Genomic DNA, 25,659 nt, shown 5'->3' on the forward strand with positions numbered 1-25,659 from the left:
GCTCAAGCGTGGCTGATTCGTATTAATTTCGCCACACTGTTGTGGCCCCGCATCAGCGATGCCGCTGCTGTCGCGACGTACTCAGGAAGCACCGTCCGATGCCCCGTCCGTAGAGGACGGCGCGGAGGCGGTCGCGCGTCGGTTCGATTCCCCGCCGCGGGGGCCCGGCTGGATCGGCGCTGCGGTGGTGCTCACGTCGCTGATCTCGGCCTCCGTCACCTTCCTCATCCTGGCCGGCATCATCCAGATCACGCGGACCCCGACCTCGGGCGTGGTGCTGCTCTCGGTCAACGCGGTGCTGGTCCTCGCCCTCGTGGTGGTGATCGTCTGGGAGGCGCGGGTCTTCCTGCATGCCCGGCGCACCCACGCCTCGGTGGCGCGGCTGCACACTCGCATCGTCGGCCTGTTCAGCCTGATCGCAATCCTGCCGACGATCCTGCTCGCCATTGTCGCTTCGGTGACGATCGATGTCGGGCTGTCGCTGGGCTTCACCGACCGGGTCCGCGACGTGGTGCTGAAATCCGTGCAGGTCGCAGACGCCTATCAGGAGAATCACTGCCAGTCGCTCGCCCGCGAGATCCGCATCTTCGCCGACGACCTGACCCGCGCGCGGCCGAATTTCGACGTGAACCGCGAGTGGTTCGAAAACTTCATGACGACTCGCGCCCAGGCCCTCGGTCTGCCGATCGTCAAGATCATGCGCGGGCCCAACGAGGTGGTGGCGCGCGCCAACATCGACGTGCTCAAGCAGACGCGCCTGCCCTCGGCGCAGGCCTTCGAGGATGCGGCGAAGTCGAGCGACCCGATCTGCCTACTGCCCAACGAGGGCCGGGTCTTCGCCGCGCTGATGCGGATGCCGGCCTACGACAATGCCGTGCTGCTGGTGCAGCGCGAGGTGAGCCAGCTCGCCATCGACTTCCCCGGCGTCGCCCGCGCCGCGGCGGCCGAGTACCTGACCTTCGACGAGCTGCGCCGCTACGTGCAGATCGCCTTCGCCTCGGTCTTCATCCTCATCGCGCTGATCACGCTGCTCTCGGCGGTGTGGTTCGGCCTGAACTTCGCCAATCGCTTCGTCGCTCCGATCCGCCGGCTCATCAATGCCGCCGACGAGGTTGCGGCCGGCAACTTTTACGCCCGCGTGCCAGCGCGGAAATCCGACGGCGACCTCGCCCATCTCGGCGAGAGCTTCAACACGATGACGCAGGAGCTGCGCCGCCAGCACGACGGTCTGCGGGCGGCCAACGACCTGATCGACCGCCGCCGCCGCTTCACGGAAGCCGTGTTGTCGGGCGTGTCGCCGGGCGTGCTCGGTGTCGATGCCGATGGGGTCATCACCATCGCCAATCCGGGCGCGGAACGCACCCTGGGACTCACGGCCAAGGAGCTCGTCGGCCAGCCCCTGACAAGCGTCGTGCCCGAAATCGCCGCCCTGTTCCCCGAGGCCGAGGGCCGCCAGCGCGCGCTTCAGCAGCAGATTCAGCTCGTGCGCGGGGGGCGCGAGCGCACGATTGCCGTGCGCGTCACCAGCGAGCAGGCGCAGGGCGAGGCGCGCGGCTACGTCGTGACGCTCGACGACATCACCGATCTCGTCACGGCGCAGCGCACCTCCGCCTGGGCGGATGTCGCCCGCCGCATCGCCCACGAGATCAAGAATCCGCTGACCCCGATTCAGCTCTCGGCCGAGCGCATCCGCCGCAAGTACGGAAAAGTGATCACGGCCGACAAGGAGGTGTTCGAGCAGTGCACCGCCACGATCGTGCGGCAGGTCGACGAGATCAAGCGGATGGTGGACGAGTTCTCCTCCTTCGCCCGGATGCCCAAGCCTGCCATCACGCAGCAGGATCTGGCCGAGATCGCCCGGCAGAACCTGTTCATGCTGCGGATGGCGCATCCCGATCTGGATTTCCCCTTCGACACGGTGGGCGCCGACGAGCGAGGCCGCGTCGAGGCCGCCTTCGACGTACGGCTGTTCTCCCAGGCGCTCACCAACATCCTGAAGAACGCCGTCGAGGCGGTTCAGGCGGTGCCGGAGGATGTGCTGACCGCCGATGGCGGCAAGGGGCGGGTCGCGCTGAAGCTGGTCGTTGAGGATGCTTTCGTGGTGATCGAAGTCACCGACAACGGAAAAGGCTTTCCGGCAGAGGGGCGCCAGCGCCTTCTCGAACCCTATATGACGACCCGCGAGGGCGGGACCGGCCTCGGTTTGGCGATCGTTTCCAAGGTGCTCGAAGAGCATGGCGGCGGGATCGAGCTGAACGACAACCCGGAGGGGCGCGGCGGACAGGTTCGCATGCGGCTGCCGCGGGAAGTCGGTCGGCAGGACGGACACAATGTCGAGCCCGGTGCGGCAGGGGAGCGGACACGCTCCGCGGCACCGGGCGCGCGTGACGGGACAACGATGGACAAGAACACGGAGGGCGCCATGGAAGCGCGACGCGTCGCGGAGATGCAGCCATGAGCGCCGACATCCTGATCGTCGACGACGAGGCCGACATCCGCGATCTGGTCGCGGGCATCCTGGACGACGAGGGGCACCGCACCCGCACCGCCGCCGGGTCCGACGAGGCGCTGGCGGCCATCGAATCGCGCCGGCCCCACCTCGTCTTCCTCGACATCTGGCTCCAGGGCTCGCGCCTCGACGGGTTGCAGGTGCTCGACCTGATCAAGGCCGGACATCCCGACTTGCCGGTGGTGATGATCTCGGGCCACGGCAACATCGAGACGGCCGTGGCGGCGATCAAATCGGGTGCCTACGACTTCATCGAGAAGCCGTTCAAGGCCGACCGGCTGATCCTCGTGGCCGAGCGCGCACTGGAGGCCTCGCGCCTCAAGCGCGAGGTGCGCGACCTCAAGGTCCGCTCAGGTCAGGCGAGCCGCATCGTCGGCGCCTCGGTGGCGGTCAACCAGTTGCGCCAGACCATCGAGCGCGTGGCCCCGACCAATGCCCGCGTGATGATCTCGGGCGCGCCGGGCGCCGGCAAGGAACTCTCGGCGCGCACCCTGCACGCGGCCTCCTCGCGGGCGAGCGGCCCCTTCGTCGTCATCAACGCGGCGACCATCACGCCCGAGACGATGGAGGCCGAGCTGTTCGGCGTTGAGGGCGGCGAGGGCCGGGTGCGGCGCGTCGGCGCCCTGGAGGAGGCCCATGGCGGCTCCCTCTACATCGACGAAGTCGCCGACATGCCCAAGGAGACGCAGAGCCGGATCCTGCGAGTCCTCGTCGATCAGAACTTCCAGCGTGTCGGCGGCACGGCGCGCGTCCACGTCGATGTGCGCATCATCTCCTCCTCCTCCCGCGACCTGACGGAGGAGATCGCCGCGGGCCGCTTCCGCGAGGACCTGTTCCACCGCCTCTCGGTCGTGCCGATCCGCATTCCCTCGCTCGCCGAGCGACGCGAGGACGTGCCGGAACTGATTTCCTTCTTCATGGAGCAGATCTCGGCGGCCACCGGCCTGCCACGGCGGCGCATCGCCGAGGATGCGATGGCGGTGCTGCAATCCCACGATTGGCCCGGCAATGTGCGTCAGTTGCGCAACAACGTCGAGCGGCTGATGATCCTGACCCAGAGCGATCCGGAGCAGGAAGTCACATCCGAGATGCTGCCGACCGAGATCGGCGCGCTGGTGCCGACGACGCCGACGGGTGCGGGCGGCGAGAAGCTGATGAGCCTGGCCCTGCGCGAGGCCCGCGAGATCTTCGAGCGGGAATACCTCATCGCGCAGATCGCCCGCTTCTCCGGCAACATCTCCCGCACCGCCGAATTCATCGGCATGGAGCGCTCGGCCCTGCACCGGAAGCTGAAGTCGCTCGGCATCGGACCGTAAGGCCTGTCGCCGCCGGCTTCGTGCCCCTCACGAAACGCCCGCCGCGCCGTCGTCACCAGAGTGACAACGGTCAAAGACAGGGTGTTTTGCGAGGCACATTGATGCGGAAGAATCGGCGGCTGCGGTTGCAAGGGGTGGATATTGACGCTGCGCTCCGGGGGCTGCCTCTTGCATCGCGGCAGGCTTCGCCCTGTAATGGAATGCCCCGGCAGAGCGGTCCCACCACGAGAGAGTCGCCGGCCCGCGACTCAAGGCACGGGGCCCTGCTGATCCGCGGGTGCGGTCTCGAAACAAGGATAACAAGAAATGGCGGGCGAGCGCGCTCAGAACCTCCAGGACACGTTCCTGAACCATGTCCGCAAAAACAAGATCCCGCTGACGATCTTCCTCGTCAATGGCGTCAAGCTTCAAGGTGTCGTGACCTGGTTCGACAACTTCTGCGTCCTGCTCCGCCGCGACGGACACTCGCAGCTCGTCTACAAGCACGCGATCTCGACGATCATGCCGGGACACCCGGTGCAGCTGTTCGAGCCGGACGAGACGGCGCCCGAAAAGGCGTGACACGGCGACAGGCGCGTTCGGTGGCTCCGAGCCGGCATACGTCCGTCGCCCGTCGCATTTCCACGTCGATCCGGCCTTCCTGTCAGCGAAATGCGGTCCCGACGAGCCGCATCCCGACATTTGCGTAGGCCGCCGGATGCAAAATGGCGTCATCGTTCCGACATAAGGGAACGATGACACGGAGACGCCATGACTGAACTCCTTCCGCCCGGCGAAGCGCGCCTGCAGGCGAAGGCCGCCCCCGAGGGCGAGATTGCCGCCGCGACCCGCACCCTGGTCGTCGGTCCCTACCTCACCCGTGCCGCCCAGCGTCCCGTACCCGGACAGACCGAGATCGTGCGATCCGACGAGGCACGGCTCGACGAGGCGGTCGGCTTGGCGGCCGCGATCGATCTCGACGTCGCCCACGCGCTCTCGGTGCATATCCAGCGGCCGCGTCCCTCGACCTATCTCGGCAAGGGCCGGGTGGAGGAGGTCGCCGGGATGATCAAGGCCGAGGAGATCGGTCTCGTGGTGATGGATTGCGCCCTCTCGCCGGTGCAGCAGCGCAACCTCGAAAAGGCCTGGGGCGCCAAGGTGATCGACCGGACCGGCCTGATCCTCGAAATCTTCGGCCGTCGCGCCTCGACCCGCGAGGGCACGCTCCAAGTCGAGCACGCCCACTTGGCCTACCAGAAATCCCGGCTTGTTCGCTCGTGGACCCACCTAGAGCGTCAGCGCGGCGGCTTCGGCTTTCTCGGCGGCCCGGGCGAAACCCAGATCGAGGCCGACCGGCGGATGATCCAGGAGCGGATGACCCGGATCGAGCGCGATCTCGATGCGGTGACGCGCACCCGCGGCCTCCACCGCAAGAGCCGCGCGCGGGTGCCGTACCCGATCGTGGCGCTGGTCGGCTACACGAACGCGGGCAAGTCGACCCTGTTCAACGCGCTGACCAAGGCCGAGGTGCGGGCGCAGGACATGCTGTTCGCCACGCTCGACCCAACGGCGCGGGCAACCAAGCTGCCGCATGGCGAGACCGTGATTCTCTCCGACACGGTCGGCTTCATCTCCGACCTGCCGACCTCGCTGATCGCCGCCTTCCGCGCCACGCTGGAGGATGTGATCGAGGCCGACATCCTGCTCCACGTGCGCGACGTCTCGCACGGCGACACCCAGGCCCAGGCCGAGGATGTCGAGGGCGTGCTGCGCGAACTCGGGATCGAGCCGGACGCGGAGCGGATCATCGAGGTCTGGAACAAGGCCGACCTCCTGGACGAGGGCGAGCGCACCCGACTCGTCAATCTCAGCGCTGCCCATCGCGGTGCCGGGGCGGCGCCGATCCTCGTTTCCGCCCTGACGGGAGAGGGGCTGTCGGTGCTGGCCGAGCGGATCGAGGGACAGGTGGCGCGGGCGCGCTCGACCTTCGCGGTGACGCTGCCGCCGGAAGACGGCGCTGCCCTGAACTGGCTCTACGAGAATGCCGAGGTGCTCGACCGGCAATCCGAAACCACGGGCGCCATCGCGCTGACCATCCGCATCGCACCGGAGAAGGAGCCGCGCTTCCTCAACCGGTTCGAGGCCGCTCAGCGCATCGGGGGACCACAGGGCGTGCCCGCGGTCTAAAGCCTTCGCGACCTCGATCCGAAGGGCCGCAGATCGGCCTTCCAGAGTAGACGATGTGAGGGACCGAAAAAAAAGAGGGCCGGTGCCGCGAGTTGCGGCACCGGCCCTCTTTTTTGAGTGCGCTCTTGGTCAGTCTTTCGGCGCGGCGTGGGCGACCATGGCGAGGCTGTGGTGCAGGCCGCTCGCGCCGCCGCCGACGACCTCGACACGCGCACCCGTCTTTGCCCTCCGCGTCGCCCATTCCCGGATCATCTCCAGGCAGGTGTGATCGACGTGGCGCAGATCCTCCGCTGCGAGTCGGACCGGCGTACCCTCCGGCGTGCGCTCTAGCGCCTCGTTGAGGTGGGGCAGTTGCAGGAAGGTTGCCGAGCCCGACAGCTTCAGCTCCGGCACCGCCCGGACGGCGCCGGCCTGGACCGTCTGCGCCGCGCCGCCCTCGATCTTGAGCGGACCCCGGATGTAGTGCGGGATCACCTGAGCGAGGCTGAGCGCAAGGCCCGTGAGCACGCCGGTGAGCAGATCGGTGGCAACCACCATCACCATCGTGGCGAGCCAGATCGCGGCGGTGGGCAGGCCGTAGCGCTCATGCAGGTGGAAGGCATGGGCGGGGCTGACGAGGCGCCAGCCCGTCACCACGAGGATGCCGGCAAGCGCCGCCGTCGGCACGACCTTGAGCACCATCGGCAGGACCAGCAGGAAGGCGAGGATCCAACTGCCGTGCAGGATGGTGGAGGCCCGCGAGACCGCTCCCGCCTGAACGTTCGCCGAGGAGCGGACGATCACCCCGGTCATTGGCAGACCGCCGGCCAAGCCGCACAGAACGTTGCCGATGCCCTGCGCGCCGAGTTCGCGGTTGTACTGCGTGCGCGGGCCGTCATGCATCCGGTCCACCGCCGCCGCCGAGAGCAGGCTCTCCGCGCTGGCGATGACCGCGAGGGTGACCGCCATCAGGATCATCGCTGGCTCGGCCAGTCGGCTCCAATCGCCCGCACCCGGCAGGGCGACGGCCGAGAGGATGTTTTCCGGCACCTCGACGCGCTTGACGTCCAAGCTGCCGAAGACGGCGACAAGCGTGCCCGCGACGACGCCGACCAGGGCGCCGGGGATCAGCTTGAGCTTGAGCGGACGGATCTTCTCCCAGCCCAGCATTGCCACGATGGTAGCGATACCGACGACGACCGCACCGGGACGGTTGCCTTCGGGGCTGGAGACGAAGTTGAAGAAGGCGCCCGGAATGGCCACGAGATTGTCGAGGCCGCTGGCCTTCGGCAGCGCATCGGTCAGCACATGGATCTGTGCCAACACGATCAGGATGCCGATGCCGGCGAGCATGCCGTGGACGACGGCCGGGGAGATCGCCCGGAACCAGCCGCCGACCCGCAACGCACCCGCGAGGAGCTGAATGGCGCCGGCCGCGACGAGAACCGGTCCGAGGGCATCGATGCCGTGCTCGCGCACGAATTCGAAGACGATGACGGCGAGGCCTGCGGCAGGGCCGCTGACCTGAAGCGGCGAGCCGGCGAGGAAGCCGACGATGATGCCGCCGATCACGCCGGTGATGAGGCCGCGTTCGGCCGGCACGCCGGAGGCGATGGCGATACCCATGCAGAGAGGCATCGCCACGAGGAAGACGACGAAGGAGGCCGGGAGATCCCGGCCGAGGGTCGATGGCATCAGCCTGGCGAGGGAGGCGCGCATTGCAAGATTCCTACTCCGCCGCGATGGCATGGGCGCCGGCAAATTCCGGCGTAGCGATCCGCGCAGCCGAAGCCTGCGCGACGGGAACATCCGTGGCTTCGTCGATGGGGACGAAGCGCCCACGCTCGCCGCAATAGGCGAGCACGTGCCCGCTCTCGATCTCGAAGAACCAGCCGTGCAGGCGCAGCTTGCCGCGGGCCAGAGCCGCCGCCACGCTCGGGTGGGTGCGCAGGTTGTTGAGCTGCACCACGACGTTTTCGAGGGCCAGCGCCCGATGCCGCTCCTTCGGGTCCATGCCCTCGGGGTAGGCTTCGCAGACGATCCGGTTCGCCGCGTGGCTGTGACGGAGCCATGCCGCCACGTTGGGCATGTTACCCAGCGCCTCGGGGTTCATGAGCCCCTTCATGGCGCCGCAATCGGAATGGCCGCAGATGACGATGTCGCGCACGCCGAGCGCCACGACGGCGTACTCGATCGCGGAGGATACGCCGCCGTTCTGCTGCGCGAAGGGCGGCACGATGTTACCGGCGTTGCGGCACACGAAGAGGTCGCCCGGGCCGGATTGGGTGATGTGCTCGGGCGAGACGCGGGAATCGGCGCAGGCGATGATGAGCGCCTGGGGCTGCTGACCGTCGCGGACCAGTTGCTGATACATCTGCTTCTGGCCTGGGAAGACCGTTCCGCGGAAGTTCGAAAGACCTTGAATGATGCCGTCCACGGCTTACCTCGCTGTCCGTCGCCACGCGTGAGCAGACGCGCTGGGACGTAGGGAATGCTGGCTGGAAGACAGACGGCGACCCGCCTGTCGGTGCGCGAAGTCCAAGACATCCGATGTGACAGGACGCGGCGCGGGCGCCGTCTCCGTCAGGCACAAGGCCGCTCGCGCCGTAGCGAGGATCGCGACGGCGTGTGAGCCGGTGCCATGTCGCCCGGAATGCTCGGCCGCTCCTCAAGCGGAGCGACCGAGGATGAGGTGCGAGGGCGTGACCGTCGGCGCGGATCGAGCGGCGCGCCGGACGGGGCCTGATTAGCGCGCCCGGCGGCGCGGCTCGGTGCCGGCGGCCCAGCGCGGCTCGACGGTGCCGCGGCGGACGGCCGTGCGGGCGACGCCGCCCTTGGCGCCGGCGTTCTCGCTCAGCATCGGCGCGCCGAGGATCTGGCCCGTCCCCATCCGCTGCGAGCGGACCGAGCGGGGGTCATGATAGGGATCGTCGACGTAGCTGCTCATGAAGGCGCCGCCGGCCTGCTGGCGGCTGCCGCCGCCACCGCCCTCGGCCTGTGCCGCGATCGGCAGAGCAACCGCTGCCATTGCGATGAAAGTAACCGTCATCACGCGCTTCATATCGAAATCCTCTCGTAATCCCTGAGTTGCAAAATTTTTTGTCTGACTTTTTGCTGCAAAGAGACAGTAATTACGAGATTTGTATTTTGGAAGTGCGTTTTATCACCGTTATGAAATCGAAATTTAATCCTGGAAGATCGCGATTTTAGTGCGCGATCGCACCAATTATCTCCAAAAATATTGCGATGAGGGGATGAAAATCCAAACTGCCCCGTCAGAATTTAATCCGCCCCTGCGGCGATGAAGCGTGCTGTCATTTTGCCGATGCAGGAAGCCGCGTTCGATCGAAGGGTTGGGGGAGGGCCGGCGGTTCCTCGACGGGCGGTTCCGACATGAGAGACGATGTCGAAAGCGGGCCAAACCTATGCGGGGGAGCGCGCGAACGGCACCCGGCGCATTGCCCGAGGATGAACTCGAAACAACGATGAATTTGCAGTCTTCGATCGTGAAAACCTTCATCAGACAGTATCGCGTGCGATACCGTCTGATGAAGAGCAGGCTCATGAAAACGCTATGAGCTAAAAACGGCAGGACAGCGTTCTTGTCCCGCCGATTGCCGGCCCGGCCCGTGACGATGCGGGAGCCGTTCTCGTTTCATGATCCTACGGCGAGCGGGTCCTGGCCCCCGCAGAGTCGTACCGGAGAGCTCGTCCTTTTTCCGAAGACCGGTGGGCGACTTCCGGGACGATCCTTTAGCGGCCCGGTGCGGTTTCCTTGCGCTTCAGGAACGCTTCCATCTGCGCGATCTCGGTGTCCTGCGCCTTGATGATCTCCTCGGCGAGCTTGCGGATCTCGGGATCTTTCGAGTGTTCGCGGGCGATCTTGGCCATCTCGATCGCGCCGCGGTGATGCGGGATCATCCCGCGCACGAAATCGACATCGACATCGTTGGTGTAGCGGATGTCCATGTCGCGATGCATGCGGGCATCCGCACCGCGGAACGCCTTCGTTGCCGCGCTGTCGCTCGCAGCGGTCTTCGCGTCCGGATGACCGTGTGCGTGGTGGTGATGCCCGTCGCCGGCAACGGCCGGAACGGCAAGGGAGCCGGCAAGGCAGCCGAGGAGGAGAGCGGCGCGATAAGCTTTCATCATCAGGTGTATCCTTGAAACGAACGGATCATCAGTCGAAGCGGGCACTGGCGGCGGCTCCGCCGGGCGCGGTGATGCGGACAGCTCCGGTGGGACGCTCTCCCAGTGCGGTCTCGGCCTTGCCCGTGAGCCGCCCACCCTCCGGACTGAGGGGGATGCGCATGGCCTTGTTGCCGGATTTGAGGATCGCGACGGCCGAAAAGCCCTCCGTCGGCAAGGGTTTGCCGTCGCCGTCGGTGAGATAGACCGCGACGGTCCCGTCCTGTGTGACGAGTTCAGCGTGCCAGGCTCCCGCCCCCTCGACACGCCCGCCATGGGGACCGGGCGGATGGTCGTGATCGTGCGGGCTGCCTCGGTGGTGCTGGGCGCCTGCCGGCGCGGCAAACAGGGCGAGCGCCAGAACGGCGCAAGGAAAGGCACGTTTCAACGGCTTTCTCCTATCAGGATGGATCTTGGATTTCCGCTCACGGCTGACCACGCCCTGCCGGCGGCGGTCGGCGCATCGAGCGGCGTTGCCGGAGTTCCCGGTGAGCGTCGGCGCTCTCAAGGCGGATCGGCTTCGTTCCGCGAGGCCGTTGGGCTGGAGCCGATGCGTGGCCCTGAGGGAGCGACAGGGTCGAGGCTCTCAGGGCCGCCACGGAACCGTCGGACGGCGCGATCAAACCCTCACGGCGAAGGTGACGTCACACGGCAGCCGGAGGACACGCGGTCAGACGGGGCGTCTGGGAGGTTCGGCCTGCAGCTCGGGCACGATGCCCGCCCAGTACGGCCCATCGCCGGCGCGCGCCCGATCGCGCGCGGCCATCGGAGCCAGTCCCGGAAACAGCGAAGGCGCGAGGGCAACGGCACAGCAGAACGCCGGCGCATGTCCGCAGGCACCGCCGACCGAGCACGTCGGGCAAGCACATGCCGGACGAACAGCCTCGACCGCGGTGCCGGCAAAGGTCCGTGCGGTCGTCGCCGAGCCTGAGACGCGGATATCCGCGGCGACGCCGGCCAAGACCAGCAGATCGGCGGGTGGGGCAGCGACAGGTTGCGTGCCAGGCGCGAGCCGGTGGCCGCCATGCGCATGGGCGCCGGACGGCATCAGCGACGCGGCGATCGTGACGATCACCGCCGCCAGCCAGAGCGCGATGGGACGGGCGGACTTCATGGGTGCCGTCCCCGTAGCATGGACCGGCGGCTGCAGACAGGGGCAAGGAATACTGCGATCGGCTTCATGCTCGTGCCTTGCCGCTAAAATCGGCATCGGCGCGATCCGGGATTCAGAAGCGGACTCCGCAATCACGTCGTTCGACGCGATTGAACTCAAATCGGACGACCCGAGCCCTGGGCCGTGAGTCAGACTGCGCGCGACCGATCGCCTCTCGCGGACTTTGGCGTTTCGGGCGCGGGCGCCTCGAAGGCTGGAGCCTCGCCCGTCCGCGCTGGACGCCGAGCGCATCACCACAGATTGCGAGCACGGCTCAGAATTTCGAGAACTCATCGTCGCTTAGATGAAATTCCGGAGGCGGCCCTGCCGGCCGCGCCGCCCGAGGCAGCCTGGAAAAGGTCTAGCTCAGATGCACCTATGCGCCGCCCGAGCTTGCGCTCGACTTAACCTTCTACGCTTCGCCGGCAACGATGAACTTGCGTGCTCTCCCCTCAATACCCACAAGCCTGGCGTAGTTTTTTTAATTCTTCTCTTGCATCGCTGCGCATCACGTATGATCTTGGCGCCCGGGGGCCCTCGGAACGGACACGCAGGATGACAGAAGAAAATCTAAAATCGTTCAACGATTTCGTAGAGCTGGCGAGCGATATCGTCTCGTCGTACGTGTCGAACAACTCAGTCCCCGCTTCCGAGCTTCCGGGCCTGATCATCAACGTTCACGCCGCCTTGACCGGCCTGAGCAGTCCCGAGGCCGCCGCCGCTCCCGCCGAGGAAGTGATCGAGAAGCCGTCTTCCGCACAGATCCGCAAGTCCGTCACGCCGGACGCGATCATCAGCTTCATCGACGGCAAGCCCTACAAGACCCTGAAGCGCCACCTCGGCACCCACGGTCTCGACCCCTATTCGTATCGCCAGCGCTACGGCCTGCCGAACGACTATCCGATGGTCGCCCCGAACTACGCCGCGCAGCGCTCCGCGCTGGCGAAGTCGATCGGTCTCGGACGGCCGGGCGGCCGTATCGAGGAAGAGGCTCCCGCGCCCGAGCCGAAGTCCCGTTCGCGCCAGAAGGTCGCCTGATCCGACGCTCGTCGCCGCAACGGCCGGCCCAATCGGTCGGTCGTGAAACCTTTGCCTTCGGCGAGCGTCAACCGCATGATCGAGACGACGAGCGGACCCTTGTCCGCTTCCGGCGGCGTGCCGCCCCGAGGACATGCGATGCCGGGTTTGCCCACCCTTCTTCTGGATCTCGCCGGCACGACCTGCGCCTTGCCGCGGGCCGAGATCCGCGAGATCCTTCCTCTGCCGCGCCTGCACGCGCCGCCGGCCGCGGGGGGGCCGCTCGCCGGCTTCCTCAACCTGGCCGGTGAGCCGGTGCCCGTCATCGATCTCGCCGCCTTGTTCGACCTTCGCGCCGCCGGCGGCGACGATCCCTACCGGCACGTCCTGCTGGCCCGGCAGGGCGCCATCGCCTTTCTCGTCGACCGTGCGCTCGATCTCATCCAGGTCGAGACCGATGCGCTGCGGCCGGTCGAGGTCGCCCGCAGCCTGAACGGCTGCGTCGTCGGCGAATTCGCCTGGGCCGGTCGGCTCGTGCATCTCCTCTCGCTCGACCGGATCCTCACCCTCGAAGAGCGGACCCGGCTCGACGCGCTGACCCGGCAGGCGACGACGCGGCTCGCCCGGTTCGAGCCCGAGGGCGCGCGCCCGGCCTGAGACCCCGATCGTGACCGGCCCTACGGAGCGGCACCGGCGCGCCGCGAGCGCGACGGTCGATCCCGTCTTTCCCGCCCTGAAGGCGCGCCTAATCGCCCAGACCGGGCACAATTACTACGAAGACAAGGACGATCTGCTCTTCGACCGTCTGCGCAAGCGGATGCGCGTGCGCGGTCTGGCCGATTGCGCCGCCTATCTGACCCTGCTCGACGGGCCGGCCGGGCGCGAGGAATGGGCGGCGCTCGAGGCCGAGATCACCATCGGCGAAACCTTCTTCTTCCGCTACGCCGAGCAATTCGCCGCCCTGCGCGGGACGATCCTGCCCGAACTGATCGAGGCGCGCAGCGAGACGCGCCGCCTGCGGATTTGGAGCGCCGGCTGCTCGACCGGAGCGGAGCCCTATTCCATCGCCATCCTCGTCCACGATCTCCTCGGAGAGGCGCTCGCCGATTGGTCCGTGACCATTCTGGGCACCGATCTCAGCGCGGCGGCGCTCGCCACCGCCCGCGCGGCGGAGTTCGGACCGTGGGCCCTGCGCACCCTGGACACCGAGGAGCGCGCCCGCTGGTTTCGTCGCACGCCGGCGCGGCCGGGGCTGCCGCATGGCGGCTACGCCCTTCGGCCTGCCTTCCGGCGCATGGTCCGCTTCGAGCGGCAGAACCTGCTGAGCCTGATCGATGGGAGCGATCGCACGCCAGCGAGCTTCGATCTCATCCTGTGCCGCAACGTCCTGATCTATTTCAGTCCCGATCACGTCAACCGCATCGTCCGGGCCCTGGGCGAACGGCTCAACCCGCGGGGCTGGCTCCTGATCGGCCACGCCGAGCCCAACCCGACCTTCTCCCAATGGCTGCAGCCGGTCGCCCTGCCGGGAACGGTCGCCTACCGCCCGCTCGATACCCCGACGATCGAGCCGCCGCCGGTTCTCATCTCTGCGATCCTCGATGCGGCCCCGATTCCACTCGCGCCGCCGCCCGTGCCGGTGGATGTCCCCGACATTCCGGCATCGCGTCCGCCGACTGTCCTGCCGGAGCCGATTCCGATCCCGGCGGCGCCCGCGACGGATCACCCGCTCTCGCCGGGCGATCTCCTGGCCGAGATCCGCGTGATGGCCGATGCCGGCGAGACGGCGCGGGCCTGGCGCCGGCTGCGCGAGGAGATCGACGGCTACGCCACCGATCCGGCCCTGCGCTACTACGAGGGCCTTCTCGCCCTCGATCTCGGACGGGAGCGGGAGGCCGAGCGGGCTCTCCGGGGCGCGCTGTTCCTCGACCGCGGCTTCATCATGGCCCATTTCCAGCTCGGGCTGCTCCTTTCCCGCGGCGGGCGCCGCTCCGAGGCCGCCCGCGCCCTCGACAATGCGCTGCGCCTCGCGCAAGGACTGCCGCCGGAGACGATCCTGCCGGAGGGAGACGGAGTGAGCGCCGCACGCTTGGCCGACAGCGCACGCCGCGTCCTGGCCGGAATCACGGTCAGTGACGCATGAAGATCGGCCTGACCGCCGGAGCGGACCCGAAGGCGCGCCACGCCGCGCTGCTCGACGCGCGCGCCGCCGCGCTCGCCGCACGCCGGGCGGGCGAGGAGGAGACGGTCGAGACCGCCGCCTACCTCGTCTGCGCCTGCGGGCCGGAGCGTTACGGGCTGTCGCTGGCGGCGGTCGCGGGCGTCGCCCTCGAGCGACCCTGCACCGGCCTGCCCGGCGCGCCGCCGGCGCTGAAGGGCATCACCGCCGTGTCGGGCGCGATCGTCAGCGTGCTCGACCTCGCCTCCTGCCTCGGGCTCGGAACGAAAGGCGAGGACGAGACCGGCCACGTGGTGCGCCTGCGCGTGCAGGAGCCGCCAGTGGCGCTCGCCGTCGATCGCGCGCTCGGTATCGCGCACATCGACGCCGCGCTGGCACGGCCGACAGCCAGACCGGAAAGTTTGGGACGCGGCCCGCTTTCGGGCTATGCACCGCCCGGCTCGGACAGGACGGGCGACATCCGCGAGGGATTCTCCCTCGTCGATCTACCGGCCCTGCTCGCCCGCTTCACAACTTGATCGTCCAAGAAACCGTCCAACTCTCGGACGAAGTTTCGCCCCCCCGCACGCCTGCCGGAGCCATGTCACCCGTGTCGCTCTCGATCGGAAAACGCATCCTCCTCGGCTTCGTGGCGGCCAGCCTGATCGTGGCGGCTCTGGGCGCCTACGCCCTGCGTCAGATCGGCAGCGTGCGCGACATGACCGACCTAATCGTCACCCGCGACGTCGGCGTGCTGCGCCAGCTCGACGATCTCGGCAACGTCGCACGCAACATGGGTCTCGTGCGCCGCAACGCGGTGATCGCCGTCCTGACGCAAGGACAGGGACAATCGGCGCAGGCCCGGCAGGATGATTTCCTGGGAAGCTGGCGCCAGAACGTGGCGGAACTGGACCGGCTCCTCGCCACCATCACCGGAGAGGTGAAGGAATTCCAATCCGGTGCGCTCTCGGCGGAGCGCGTCGTGGCCTGGGGCCGCCTCGCCACCGTGATGACCGAGACCGCCGAAGCCTTCCGCGCGGTCCGCATCGCGAGCGAGCAGCAGTTGCGCGCGGTGGACGGCCGCGACATCGCCACGGTCGAGGGCAAGAACGAAGAGGTCAACCGGCTCCACGATGGATTGCTGCGCAGCATCGCCAACGCCCGCACGGCTCTCGACGGCGTCATCGGCGCGGGCCAGCGCAGCGTCAGCGAGATCTACCGCAACAGCATCCTCTCGGTCGCCATCACCGTCGCCGCCTCGGTCCTGCTCTCGATCCTGGTGACGGTGCTGATCAGCCGCGCGGTGGTGCGCCCCCTGGAGGACGTGATGCGCTTCGTCGCGCAGATCGGCGAGGGCGACCTGACCGGCCGCCTGAACCGCACGGGCAACGACGAGATCGGCCGGCTCGGCGACACGCTGAACCGCATGGTCGCGGGCCTGTCCGACCTCGCCCGCACCAACCGCGCGGCGACCGCCGACCTCAACGCGGCCGCCGCCGAAATCCGGGCCTCGGCTCAGGAGCAGGCGGCGAGCGTCGAGGAGCAATTCGCGGCCGTGCAGGAGACCGCGGCGACGGTCGACGAGATCACCCACTCGGGGGCGCAGATCTCGAAGCGGGCGACCGAGGTCATCGCCACCGCCCAGGCCGCGGCGCAGACCGCCCGCTCGGGCCTGCGCGCGGCCACCGACACCGCCAAGGCCATGGAATCGATCCGCGAACAGGGCGAGGCGGTCGCCGGCAACATCGTCGCGCTCTCCGAGAAGACCCAGGCGATCGGCGAAATCATCGTCACCGTCAACGACATCTCCGAGCGCACCCACCTGCTCGCCCTCAACGCCGCCATCGAGGCGGCTGCGGCGGGCGAGAGCGGGCGCAGCTTCGCCATCGTCGCCTCCGAGATGAAGCTGCTCGCCGACCAAGCGAAGGGCGCCACCGCGCAGGTGCGCGGCATCCTCGGTGAGATCCAGCGCGGCATCAACGCCTCGGTGATGCTGACAGAGGAGGCGGTGAAGCGCGCGGCAGCGGGCAAGAACCGCACCGATTCCACCGTCCGCACCATCGAGGAGATGGCCGCGCGGGTGGAGGAGGGCGTGCAGACCTTCCAGCAGATCGTGGCCTCGACCAACCAGCAGCAGCTCGGGATCGAGCAGGTGATGGGTGCGCTGCAGAACATCCGGCAGGCGAGCCAGCAGACGGCCGCCGGCACACGCGAGGTCGAGACGGCCTCGGCGAACCTGACGGAACTGGCGCAGGGCCTGATGGCGCTGGCCGAGCGCTACCGGCTCTAGGTCCGGACGAGCGCTCCGCCGCATGGATATCCGCCAGCAGCTTCTCGCCGCCTTCGAGATCGAGCACCGCGAGCATCTCGACGCGATCCGCACCGCGCTCGCCGCGGAGGGGCCGGTCGATTGGCACGACGTGTTCCGCCGGGCCCACAGCCTGAAGGGCGCGGCTCGCGCCGTCGACCTGCCTCCGGTGGAAGCGGTCTCGCACCAGTTGGAGACCCTGTTCGAGCGCATCAGCGCCGGGCAGCGCCCGCTCGACCGCGAGGCGCGGGCCGCGACCCATCTCGCCCTCGACCGGATCGAGGCCTTTGTCGCCGCGAGCGCGAGCGGGGCGGCGAGCATGCCCGAGGATGCGCTGGCGGCGCTGAATGCCTGCCTCGATCCCGGCGCGCCGGCTGTCTCGGCGACGGCTCAGGCTCCGCCGTCGGCCGCGGTACCTCCGACGCCGGCCATACCGCCCGCGCCCGCGAGCGAACCGTCCAGCGAGCCCGCGCAGTCCGTGCTGCGCATTCCCGCCTCCGCGGTCGAATCGTTGTCGCGGGCGAGCCACGGGCTCTGGGCGGCGCTGCCGGCCCAGGGGAGCGTCGGCGAGCGCATCGCGCGGCTGTCGGCGAACGCGAATGCGCTTCGACGGCGGACCGAGGCCGTCCGCCGCGTATCCGTTTCCCCTCCCGCCGCTGCGGAGGCGTCCGAGATGGCCGCGCTGCGCCAGGGGCTGGCCGAGGTCGAGACCGGTTTGGCGGCGCTAGCCCGTGAGGCCGCCGACCTCGCGCAGGGGCACAAGGCCGCGGTTCTTTCCGTCGAGACGGCGGCCCGCCGGCTGCGTGAGGAGACCGAACGCCTCGCGCTGGTGCCCGCCGAGACGGTGTTCGGCGGTCTCGCCCGCGCTGTGCGGGACCTCGCACGCGCCGACGGACAGGAGGTGGACGTCACCACGCGCGGGCTCGACGTGCCGGTCGACCGGGCGATGCTTCAGGCGCTCAAGGATCCGGTGCTGCACGCCTTGCGCAACGCGCTGAGCCACGGCGCCGAGAGCCCGGAGATCCGGCAGCGGCGGGGCAAGCCTGCTGCTCTCGCGATCATGCTCACCGTCGAGGCGCAGGGCGGACGGCTGGTGCTCGGCATTCATGACGACGGGCGGGGCCCGGACCTCGCGGCGATCGAGGCGACGGGCCGCGAGCGCGGACTGATCGCGCCGGGCGAGAACCTGGAGGCCGAGGCGCTGCTCGCGCTGCCGTTCGAGCCGGGCTTCTCCACCGCCGGGGCGGTCGATGCGCTGTCGGGCCGCGGGATGGGCCTATCGGTGGTGGCCGAGGTCGCCCGCACCCTGCACGGCCAAGTGCAGCTCGCCCGCCGCCAGCCGCACGGCACCTCGTTGATCCTCACCCTGCCGCTCTCGGCCGCCCGGCGCCCGGTGGTGATCGTCACCGCCGGCGGGAGCCGGTTCGCCCTGCCGAGCGGATCCGCGGAGGCGCTCACGCGGCTCGATCCCTCGGCGCTCTCCACCGTTGCGGGCCGCCCGGTCGCGCAGGTGGCGGGTGAGGGCGGCGAGGACGTGACGCTGCCGGTCGCCGAACTCGGCGACCTGCTCGGCCTCGGCGTGGGCCGCGCGGAGGGGGGAACGATCCCGGTCGTGCGTCTGCGCGGCACCCGCGGGCGCTGCCTGCTCGCCGTCGATCGCCTGGAGGAAGTGCGCACGCTCCTCGTCCTGCCGCCCCCCCCGATCGGCAGCGATCCGGCGCTCGTGACCGGAACCGTGATCCTCGGCACCGACACCCCCGCCCTGGTGCTCGACCCCGACGGACTCATCGACCGGATCGGCCGCGCCGGCCCACGGGCCATGCGGCATCCGACGAAAGGAGCGGAGGACGGCAGCGGAACGATCTCGGAAAAGCGACGTTCGACGATTCTTGTCGTGGACGACTCGATCACGACCCGCACCCTGGAGAAGAGCATCTTGGAAGCGGCGGGCTACCGCGTGATCGTCTGCGTCGACGGGCAGGAGGCGCTCGACCGCCTGCGGGCGCGGATCGAACCCGTCGACCTCGTGGTCGCCGACGTCGAGATGCCGCGGCTGACCGGCTTCGGCCTCGTCGAGGCGCTGCGGGCCGAGGAGGACTTCGCGCGGCTCCCCATCGTGCTGATGACGTCGCGCGGCGACGAGGAGGATGTGGCGAGAGGGTTGGAACTCGGCGCCGACGCCTACCTGACCAAGCAGAAATTCGATCAGCGCGAACTCCTGGATACCATCGGTCAGTTGCTGTGAACGGAGGGGCTGAGAATCCGCGCGTGCGCGTTCTGGTTGTCGAGGATTCGCTCGTGGTGCGGATCCTCCTCACCCACATCATCGCCCGCGATCCGCGCCTGGAACTGGCCGGCGCGGTCGAATCCGGCGAGGCGGCGCTGGCGGCGATCGAGACCGTGCGGCCGGACGTGATCTCCATGGACATCCGCCTGCCCGGCATCGACGGGCTGGAGACGACGCGCAGGATCATGGCGAGCCGGCCGACCCCGATCGTGGTGATCGCCGATTCGGTCGAGGATTCCTCGCTCAAGATTTCGATGAACGCCCTGCGGGCCGGCGCTCTCTCCGTGGTGGAGAAGCCGGTGGCCACCACCAATGACGGTTACGAAGCGGTCGCGGGCCAGATCTGCACCCAATTGCGCATCATGGCCGCCGTACCGGTGATCCGCCGCCGGCCGATCGGCGCGGAATGGAGCGCGCGCAAGTCCGCCTCCGCACCGGAGCTGCCGCTCCTCTCGGAACCGGGGGCCGCGCCGAGCGTGCTGGCGGTCGCCGCCTCCACCGGCGGCCCGCCCGCGCTCGCCAAGGTGATCGGCGGCCTCGCGGCGGATTTCCCGCTCCCCGTTCTGCTCGTCCAGCATATGGGCGCGGCCTTCATGGACGGCTTCGCGAGTTGGCTCGACGGCGTGGTGCCGCTGGCCGTCAACGTGGCGCGGGACGGGCAGACGATGCAGCCCGGCCACGTCTACGTCGCGCCGGGCGACCGGCATCTCGAACTCGGCGCGAGCGGCATGCTGCGGGTCAGCGACGCCGCGCCCGTCGGCGGCCAGCGCCCGGCCGCGACCGTTCTGTTCCGCTCCGTCGCCCGGCAGGCTGGGGCGCAGGGCATTGGCGTGCTCCTCACCGGGATGGGCGAGGACGGCGCGCAGGGCCTGCTCGATATGCGAAAGGCCGGCGCCGCCACGGTGGCCGAGCACGAGAGCAGCGCCGTCGTCTACGGCATGCCCGCGGCGGCGGTGCGCCTCAACGCAGCCGCCCGCGTGCTGCCCGTCGATCAGGTGGCGCCCCATCTCGTGCGGCTCGCACAGAGGAAGCCGGCATGACCGCGAGCGCAAAGCCCGCCACCGCGTCCGGCCACCGGCTGTTGCTGGTGGAGGATTCGGAGACTCAGGCGCTCGAACTGCGGCTGCAGCTCGAAGCGCAGGGCTTCTCGGTGAAGCGCTGCGCCACGGCGGAGGCCGCGCTCGACCTGCTCAACACCGACCTCCCCGACCTCGTCGTCGCCGACCACCATCTGCCGGGCATGAACGGCGACGAGTTCACCCGGCAAATGCGTTTGTCGCTGCGCACCCGCGCGCTTCCGGTGGTGATGCTCACCGGCACCCGCAACGGCGAGCGCCACGGCTTCGAGAGCGGCGCCGACGCCTATGTCGAGAAGTCCGCCGACCGCGATCTCCTCGTGCTGCGCATCCGCGCCCTGCTGCGCGAGCGCAAGAACAGCGCCACGGAAGGCCCGTCCGGCGCCGCCTTCCGCCGCGGCCGGGTTCTCGTCGTCGACGGCAGCGCCACCTACCGCGCCTTCTTCACCGGGCTCCTTACCCAGGAGGGCCACACCGTGGTCGCCGCGGCCGACCGCTCGGCGGCGCTTGCCGCCCTCGACGAGCCGGGCGCCGGGTTCGACTGCGTCACGCTGGACCTCGTCGGCAGCGCCTATGACGGCATCGCGCTCTGCACCGAGATCGCCGAGCGCCGCATGAAGGCGCCGGAGGGGGGCGGCAACGCTTTCCCGCTCGTCGGCATGGCCGGGGACAAGCCGGACAAGAGCCTGCTGGTGGCCGCCTTCGCCGCGGGCGCCGACGACGTGGTCTCGAAGGCCGACGGCGAGGTGCTGGCGATGCGGGTGCGCGGCCTCGTCCGCCGCCGTCTGCTGGAGGAGGACAACCGCCGCATCTCCGGCGAATTCGGCGACCGCGAGCGGGCAGTGGAACGAGCCCGCGCCGAGGCCGAGGCCGCCGCCGCCCGCGCTGCTCTGGCCGACGCGCTGGAACAGGCCAACAGCGACCTGGAGGACGCCAACCGAAAGCTCACGGAAGCGCAGGCCAAGCTCGTCCAGGCCGCCAAGATGGCCTCGCTCGGCGAGTTGGTGGCCGGCATCGCCCACGAGATCAACAACCCGCTCGCCTTCATCCTCGCGCATCAGGGCACGGTGGAGCGCCTGCTCGGCGAGTTGCCGCCGCCGGAGGGGCCCGAGGGGCAGCGGGCACTGACGAAGGCGCGCGACCGCGTCGGCTCGATGCGGCTCGGCCTCACCCGCATTCAGGATCTCGTGCTCAATCTGCGCAAGTTCTCGCGGCTCGACGAGGGCGAGCGCGGCCTCGTCAACGTGCCGGAGGCGATCGAGACGGTGCTGGCCCTGATCCAGCACAAGCTCGGCACGCGCATCCACGTGACACGCGACTTTTCCGGACGGCCGGAGATCTCCTGCACCCCGGCGCTCCTCAATCAGGTCGTCATGAACATCCTCGGCAACGCCGCGGACGCGATCCACGGCGAGGGCACGATCACGGTGTCGACCTATTCGGACGCCGAGACCGACATGATCCGCATCAGCGACACCGGGCCGGGCATTCCGGAGGATCTGCGGGAAAAGATCTTCGAGCCGTTCTTCACGACCAAGCCGGTCGGATCGGGGACCGGACTCGGCTTGGCGATTGCGTACAGCGTCGTTCAGGCGCATAGCGGCTCGCTGACCGTGGAGACGGCGCCGGGCGGCGGCGCGAGCTTCGTCATCGGCATTCCGAGGCAACCGGCACCGGTATGAGCAAAGGCACGATCCTGGCCGTCGATGACGAGCCGGACATCCTGATCGCTCTGGAGGATTTGTTCGAGGACGAGTACCGGGTGCTCACCTCGGCCAAACCCGAGGAGGCGCTCGACATCCTGCGCGCCGATCCCGACATCGCCGTCGTGGTTTCCGATCAGCGCATGCCGGGCATGACCGGCGACGCCCTGCTGGCCGAGGCGCGGAGCTTCCACGAGGCGCAGGCCATCCTGCTCACCGGCTACGCCGACATCTCGGCGGTGATCGCGGCGCTCAACCGCGGCGGCATCATCGGCTACGTCGCCAAGCCCTGGGATCCGACCCTGCTGCGCGCCACGGTGCGCAACGCCTACGAGCGCCACCGCCTGGGCCGGGATCTGGCCACCGAACGCGCTCTGCTGCGCGGGTTGCTCGACCACGCCGAGGAAGCGATCTCCTTCAAGGACGCGAAGGGCCGCTTCGTGCGCCTCAACGCGCGCAAGGCCGGCCTCGTCGGCAGCACGGTCGAGGCCTGCCTGGGCCGCACCGAGATCGAGGTCGCAGACACAGCCGAGGCCCGCGAGGCAGAGGGTGTGGACCGCCGCGCGATCGCCGCCGGAGAGGCAGGATCGACGGTGACCGCCCGCGGTGCGCTCGGCGCGGAGCGCTGGTCGCACATTATCCGCGTGCCGATCCGCGGCGGCGCCGGCGAGGTGACGCATCTCGCCACGATCGAGCGGGACGTGACCGAGCAGAAGAGCCTTGAGGCACGCCTGCGCCAGTCCGACAAGATGCAGGCGCTCGGCACGCTGGCCGGCGGCATCGCCCACGATTTCAACAACCTGCTTACCGCCATCCTCGGCAGCCTCGAACTGGTCGGCCCGAAGATCGCCGACCAGCCGCGGGTCAAGCGCCTCGTCGACAACGCCACCGGCGCGGCGCAGCGCGGCTCGGCCCTCACCAAACGGCTCCTGAGCTTCAGCCGCTCCAACGACGCTCATGCCCGGCCCGTGGACCCGAATGCGCTGATCGAGGGCATGAGCGCGCTGTTCGGCTCGAGCCTCGGCAGCCTCGTGCGGGTCGAGCGCGATCTTGAGCCCGACATGCCCTTCGCGATGGTCGATCCCGACCAGCTCGAACTGGCCGTGCTCAACCTCTGCATCAACGCCCGGGACGCGATGCCGGACGGCGGCACCGTCACCATCTCGACCCGCCGCGCCGAGATCCACGACGATCCGGATCTCAAGCCGGGCACCTACGCCGTCCTCACCGTCGCCGACGAGGGCACCGGCATCCCGCCGGAAATCCTGGAGCGGGTCTGCGAACCGTTCTTCACCACCAAGGCGGTGGGGCAGGGGACGGGCCTCGGGCTTGCCATGGTGTTCGGCCTCGCCCAGCAGGCGGGCGGGCGCCTGCGCATCACCAGCGAGGTCGGGCAGGGTACCCGGATTGAGCTCGCCCTGCCGCGCGCCGTCGGCACCATCGAGGGTACGGAACCGGAGGTCGTGCCCGTGGTGCCACCCGCGGCAAGTCCGGCACGCATCCTCGTGGTCGACGACGACCCGGAGGTTCGGCACGTCACCGCTTCCTTCCTCAACGATTTCGGTTACTCCGAGACGGAGGCGCCCGACGGCCGCAGCGCCCTAGCCCTGCTCGAACAGGGGCACAGCTTCGACCTCGTCGTGGCCGATCTCGCCATGCCGGGCATGACCGGCGTCGAGCTCGCCAGCGCGATCCGGCAGCGCTTCGCCGGCCTGCCGGTGTTGCTGCTGACGGGCCATGCCGAGGCCGTTCAGATCCCGGAGGATCTGCCGGTGATGACGAAGCCCTTCGCCTCCGCGGAACTCGCCGCCCGCGTGTCGCAGCTCCTCGAAGCGGCGGTCTGACCTCCGGATCCGGCGGCGCCTCGTAGGCCGAGCTGCACACGCGCGCCGGCCTGGCGCAACCGATAGCTGCACCCTCACCGCCGTTCATCTGGCTCCCGGCGCCGAGGCCGAACCCGGCCGCTGGATGCGGTGACATGCTATAGTGTTGCACTTCGGGGGCGTTTTGATTTCGTCACGCAAGGTGGCGACATTGATTTACGGTTCTAAAGAAGACTTCGATGCCCGGCTTGACCTGTGATACCGCGGCCACGTCTGCGAAAGACTTGCGCGTAAGGATTGCACTCCGCTCGCCTTCAGAGGAAGATGATCCTGCGCCGTTCCGCTTCGGCGCGCGAAGTTTTCTCTCAACGAAGAAGGATGGCTCCGATGGCGAGCGTCGATGTCGAGATGGTGAAGTGCGCGTGCCCGGACTGCGTGTGCGTGGTCTCGCTCTCCAAGGCAGTCACCCGCGATGACAAGGCTTTCTGCTGCGACGAGTGCGCCGACGGCCATCCGGATCATACCGGCTGTGATCATGCCGGCTGCGCCTGCCACGGCTGACTTTCCGGATTCGGCCGCGGCGAATCAGTTCGGCGCGGTCGTCCCCGCCTTGGTCTCCGACGCGCCCGTCGCCTTGGCGAGGAAGCGCATGAGCGCCTCGCGGTCCTCGGCGCTGTTGATCGTCTGCTCAGGCATGCGTGTGCCCGGCGTGTAGCGCGCGGGCCCGACCTCGAATAGGCGGGCAACCGTCTCCGGGGTCCAGACGATGTCCATGCCCCGCAGCGCCTCGGAGTAGCGATAGCCCGGAATGGCGGCGATGCGCCGGCCGAAGATGCCCGCGAGCGTCGGACCGGCGCGGGGTGGTTCGTCGGGGGTCAGAGTGTGGCAGGCCACGCAGGCGCGGAACACCTCCGCGCCGCGCTCGCCATGGAAGGCCGCCAGCACATCCGCCGGCCGGGGCATGGCGAGTGGACCGATCGGCTCGCCGTTGCTCGCGTTCCAGCGCCGCACGAGGCGGTCGCCGCCGCCGGTGACGAGTTCGCTCCCGTCCGGCCGCCACGCCACCGACCAGACCGGCAGGCCCGGCCCGACAAGGTTGAACAGGACCTTCCGGCCGGCCCGGTCGATCATCGCGACGGTTCCGCCAGCGCTGGCTGCGGCGATCCGGGTGCCGTCGGGGGAGGGCGACAGCGCGATCACCGGCGCGGGCCCGAGTTCGACCTGCCCCCGCTCGCGCCCGTCGCGTCCGAGAAACCGCACCGTCGCATCCGCCCCCGCCGCAGCGATCTCGCCGTCGGCGGTGACGGCCAGCGCGCTGAGCGCGCTCGGCAGCGTCGCCGACGTGACGGGCTGGCCGTCCTCCGTCCAGATCCGCACGCTCGCATCGGCTCCGGCCGTGACGAGCCCGCCATCGGGCAGGAAGGCAACCGCGTTGACGTTGCCCTTGTGTCCCTCAAGAATTCGCGCCGGGCCTCCCGCGAGCGGCCAGATTCGCGCGGTGCCGTCCCAGGCGGCGGACGCCAAAGCCGCGCCGTCGGGCGACACGGCAAGGCTTGCGACCGGGCCGGCATGCCCTTCGAGAACGCGTTCCGGCTCGGTCTGACCGAGCCGCCACAGAGCGATGCGGCCGTCCTCCGACCCGCTGGCGAAGCGGCCGTCGGGCAGGGTGGCCACCGCGTTCACCGCACCGTCGTGGAAGCGCAGGACATTCAGGGCCGCGCCGGTGTCGAGCCCCCAGACGATCGCCGCCTGATCGAAGCCGCCCGAGACCGCGAGCCGGCCGTCGCCGGTGATCGCGAGCGCCCGCACCGGCCCGCCGTGACCGCGCATCTGCGCCACCGCCGGCAGCGCGAGCAGCAGGGCAGCGATCACTCCGACAAACTGCGTCACCCGCATCGCCAACCCACCTTGCTTCCGCGCGGTGGACCATAGGCGAGAGGCCGGGGCCGTGTCCGCCCGCGCGGGTGAGAGTTTCT

At 69.3% G+C, this 25,659-nt stretch carries 21 protein-coding genes; 14 read left to right on the forward strand and 7 right to left on the reverse strand.

The genetic code is table 11. The features are described 5' to 3' along the window. The first annotated feature begins 58 nt into the window (after positions 1–58). From LPC10_RS14055 to hflX, 4 genes are all read left to right on the forward strand, one after another. Entirely contained in the window at positions 59–2,458 is a 2,400-nt protein-coding gene (locus tag LPC10_RS14055; RefSeq protein ID WP_231342538.1) for a PAS domain-containing sensor histidine kinase, read from the forward strand. Beyond that, positions 2,455–3,825 carry a sigma-54 dependent transcriptional regulator gene (locus LPC10_RS14060; protein ID WP_108940693.1) on the forward strand — a complete coding sequence of 457 codons (1,371 nt, stop codon included), beginning with the start codon at positions 2,455–2,457 and terminating at the stop codon, positions 3,823–3,825. Before LPC10_RS14055 ends, LPC10_RS14060 begins: the two co-directional genes overlap by 4 nt. Positions 3,826–4,131: 306 nt before the next feature. Further along, positions 4,132–4,386 carry an RNA chaperone Hfq gene (hfq, locus tag LPC10_RS14065; RefSeq protein ID WP_003600267.1) on the forward strand — a complete coding sequence of 85 codons (255 nt, stop codon included), beginning with the start codon at positions 4,132–4,134 and terminating at the stop codon, positions 4,384–4,386. 189 nt (positions 4,387–4,575) lie between these two features. Further along, positions 4,576–5,991 (forward strand): GTPase HflX, encoded by a 1,416-nt coding sequence (gene hflX, locus LPC10_RS14070; protein WP_231342541.1) that lies wholly within the window; start codon positions 4,576–4,578, stop codon positions 5,989–5,991. A gap of 129 nt (positions 5,992–6,120) precedes the next feature. On the opposite strand, the gene LPC10_RS14075 is transcribed toward hflX, so the two are convergent. The 6 genes from LPC10_RS14075 to LPC10_RS14100 form a co-directional block, all read right to left on the reverse strand. Next, positions 6,121–7,689 (reverse strand): SulP family inorganic anion transporter, encoded by a 1,569-nt coding sequence (locus tag LPC10_RS14075; RefSeq protein ID WP_231342544.1) that lies wholly within the window; start codon positions 7,687–7,689, stop codon positions 6,121–6,123. 10 nt (positions 7,690–7,699) lie between these two features. Beyond that, entirely contained in the window at positions 7,700–8,407 is a 708-nt protein-coding gene (locus LPC10_RS14080; protein ID WP_231342545.1) for a carbonic anhydrase, read from the reverse strand. A gap of 309 nt (positions 8,408–8,716) precedes the next feature. Next, positions 8,717–9,031 carry a hypothetical protein gene (locus LPC10_RS14085; RefSeq protein WP_231342547.1) on the reverse strand — a complete coding sequence of 105 codons (315 nt, stop codon included), beginning with the start codon at positions 9,029–9,031 and terminating at the stop codon, positions 8,717–8,719. A 692-nt stretch (positions 9,032–9,723) separates the two neighbouring features. Next, positions 9,724–10,122: a DUF305 domain-containing protein gene (locus tag LPC10_RS14090; protein ID WP_231342548.1), complete on the reverse strand. Its 399-nt coding sequence runs from the start codon at positions 10,120–10,122 to the stop codon at positions 9,724–9,726. Positions 10,123–10,150: 28 nt separating this feature from the next. Then, on the reverse strand, positions 10,151–10,546 hold the full coding sequence (locus tag LPC10_RS14095; protein WP_231342551.1) for a hypothetical protein: 396 nt from the start codon (positions 10,544–10,546) through the stop codon (positions 10,151–10,153). A 282-nt stretch (positions 10,547–10,828) separates the two neighbouring features. Continuing rightward, positions 10,829–11,272: a hypothetical protein gene (locus LPC10_RS14100; RefSeq protein ID WP_231342553.1), complete on the reverse strand. Its 444-nt coding sequence runs from the start codon at positions 11,270–11,272 to the stop codon at positions 10,829–10,831. A 594-nt stretch (positions 11,273–11,866) separates the two neighbouring features. Here LPC10_RS14100 and LPC10_RS14105 point away from each other — a divergent pair. The 10 genes from LPC10_RS14105 to LPC10_RS14150 all read left to right on the forward strand — a co-directional run bounded on the left by LPC10_RS14105 (position 11,867) and on the right by LPC10_RS14150 (position 24,244). Beyond that, positions 11,867–12,349: a MucR family transcriptional regulator gene (locus tag LPC10_RS14105; RefSeq protein ID WP_231347049.1), complete on the forward strand. Its 483-nt coding sequence runs from the start codon at positions 11,867–11,869 to the stop codon at positions 12,347–12,349. Positions 12,350–12,487: 138 nt separating this feature from the next. After that, entirely contained in the window at positions 12,488–12,985 is a 498-nt protein-coding gene (locus LPC10_RS14110; RefSeq protein ID WP_231342556.1) for a chemotaxis protein CheW, read from the forward strand. A gap of 10 nt (positions 12,986–12,995) precedes the next feature. Continuing rightward, on the forward strand, positions 12,996–14,471 hold the full coding sequence (locus LPC10_RS14115; protein WP_231342559.1) for a protein-glutamate O-methyltransferase CheR: 1,476 nt from the start codon (positions 12,996–12,998) through the stop codon (positions 14,469–14,471). Continuing rightward, complete coding sequence (locus LPC10_RS14120; RefSeq protein ID WP_231342560.1) at positions 14,468–15,025, forward strand: chemotaxis protein CheW; 558 nt, start codon at positions 14,468–14,470, stop codon at positions 15,023–15,025. The genes LPC10_RS14115 and LPC10_RS14120 overlap by 4 nt, the downstream gene beginning before the upstream one ends. A 62-nt stretch (positions 15,026–15,087) precedes the next feature. Then, positions 15,088–16,776 carry a methyl-accepting chemotaxis protein gene (locus tag LPC10_RS14125; protein ID WP_231342562.1) on the forward strand — a complete coding sequence of 563 codons (1,689 nt, stop codon included), beginning with the start codon at positions 15,088–15,090 and terminating at the stop codon, positions 16,774–16,776. A gap of 22 nt (positions 16,777–16,798) precedes the next feature. Continuing rightward, on the forward strand, positions 16,799–19,039 hold the full coding sequence (locus LPC10_RS14130; protein WP_231342569.1) for a response regulator: 2,241 nt from the start codon (positions 16,799–16,801) through the stop codon (positions 19,037–19,039). Then, positions 19,036–20,121: a chemotaxis-specific protein-glutamate methyltransferase CheB gene (gene cheB / locus LPC10_RS14135; RefSeq protein WP_231342572.1), complete on the forward strand. Its 1,086-nt coding sequence runs from the start codon at positions 19,036–19,038 to the stop codon at positions 20,119–20,121. Before LPC10_RS14130 ends, cheB begins: the two co-directional genes overlap by 4 nt. Continuing rightward, positions 20,118–21,839 carry a response regulator gene (locus tag LPC10_RS14140; RefSeq protein WP_231342575.1) on the forward strand — a complete coding sequence of 574 codons (1,722 nt, stop codon included), beginning with the start codon at positions 20,118–20,120 and terminating at the stop codon, positions 21,837–21,839. Before cheB ends, LPC10_RS14140 begins: the two co-directional genes overlap by 4 nt. After that, entirely contained in the window at positions 21,836–23,704 is a 1,869-nt protein-coding gene (locus LPC10_RS14145) for a response regulator (protein ID WP_231342579.1), read from the forward strand. The genes LPC10_RS14140 and LPC10_RS14145 overlap by 4 nt, the downstream gene beginning before the upstream one ends. Before the next feature lie 366 nt (positions 23,705–24,070). Then, positions 24,071–24,244 (forward strand): metallothionein, encoded by a 174-nt coding sequence (locus LPC10_RS14150; protein ID WP_231342582.1) that lies wholly within the window; start codon positions 24,071–24,073, stop codon positions 24,242–24,244. Positions 24,245–24,268: 24 nt separating this feature from the next. Here LPC10_RS14150 and LPC10_RS14155 read toward each other — a convergent pair whose 3' ends face one another. Then, entirely contained in the window at positions 24,269–25,579 is a 1,311-nt protein-coding gene (locus LPC10_RS14155; RefSeq protein ID WP_231342585.1) for a c-type cytochrome, read from the reverse strand. Positions 25,580–25,659 lie beyond the last annotated feature (80 nt).

This window comes from Methylorubrum sp. B1-46 (assembly GCF_021117295.1).
In the GTDB taxonomy this organism is placed as follows: domain Bacteria; phylum Pseudomonadota; class Alphaproteobacteria; order Rhizobiales; family Beijerinckiaceae; genus Methylobacterium.

Excerpts from the sequence above, each read along its gene's own strand:
- LPC10_RS14110 (WP_231342556.1), top strand. The coding sequence starts at position 12,488 with ATGCCGGGTTTGCCCACCCTTCTTCTGGATCTCGCCGGCACGACCTGC.
- LPC10_RS14105 (WP_231347049.1), top strand. The coding sequence starts at position 11,867 with ATGACAGAAGAAAATCTAAAATCGTTCAACGATTTCGTAGAGCTGGCG.
- LPC10_RS14090 (WP_231342548.1), bottom strand. The coding sequence starts at position 10,122 with ATGATGAAAGCTTATCGCGCCGCTCTCCTCCTCGGCTGCCTTGCCGGC.
- LPC10_RS14130 (WP_231342569.1), top strand. The coding sequence starts at position 16,799 with ATGGATATCCGCCAGCAGCTTCTCGCCGCCTTCGAGATCGAGCACCGC.
- hflX (WP_231342541.1), top strand. The coding sequence starts at position 4,576 with ATGACTGAACTCCTTCCGCCCGGCGAAGCGCGCCTGCAGGCGAAGGCC.
- LPC10_RS14140 (WP_231342575.1), top strand. The coding sequence starts at position 20,118 with ATGACCGCGAGCGCAAAGCCCGCCACCGCGTCCGGCCACCGGCTGTTG.
- LPC10_RS14145 (WP_231342579.1), top strand. The coding sequence starts at position 21,836 with ATGAGCAAAGGCACGATCCTGGCCGTCGATGACGAGCCGGACATCCTG.
- hfq (WP_003600267.1), top strand. The coding sequence starts at position 4,132 with ATGGCGGGCGAGCGCGCTCAGAACCTCCAGGACACGTTCCTGAACCAT.
- LPC10_RS14060 (WP_108940693.1), top strand. The coding sequence starts at position 2,455 with ATGAGCGCCGACATCCTGATCGTCGACGACGAGGCCGACATCCGCGAT.
- LPC10_RS14075 (WP_231342544.1), bottom strand. The coding sequence starts at position 7,689 with ATGCGCGCCTCCCTCGCCAGGCTGATGCCATCGACCCTCGGCCGGGAT.
- LPC10_RS14150 (WP_231342582.1), top strand. The coding sequence starts at position 24,071 with ATGGCGAGCGTCGATGTCGAGATGGTGAAGTGCGCGTGCCCGGACTGC.
- LPC10_RS14125 (WP_231342562.1), top strand. The coding sequence starts at position 15,088 with ATGTCACCCGTGTCGCTCTCGATCGGAAAACGCATCCTCCTCGGCTTC.
- LPC10_RS14120 (WP_231342560.1), top strand. The coding sequence starts at position 14,468 with ATGAAGATCGGCCTGACCGCCGGAGCGGACCCGAAGGCGCGCCACGCC.
- LPC10_RS14100 (WP_231342553.1), bottom strand. The coding sequence starts at position 11,272 with ATGAAGTCCGCCCGTCCCATCGCGCTCTGGCTGGCGGCGGTGATCGTC.
- LPC10_RS14055 (WP_231342538.1), top strand. The coding sequence starts at position 59 with ATGCCGCTGCTGTCGCGACGTACTCAGGAAGCACCGTCCGATGCCCCG.
- LPC10_RS14085 (WP_231342547.1), bottom strand. The coding sequence starts at position 9,031 with ATGAAGCGCGTGATGACGGTTACTTTCATCGCAATGGCAGCGGTTGCT.
- LPC10_RS14155 (WP_231342585.1), bottom strand. The coding sequence starts at position 25,579 with ATGCGGGTGACGCAGTTTGTCGGAGTGATCGCTGCCCTGCTGCTCGCG.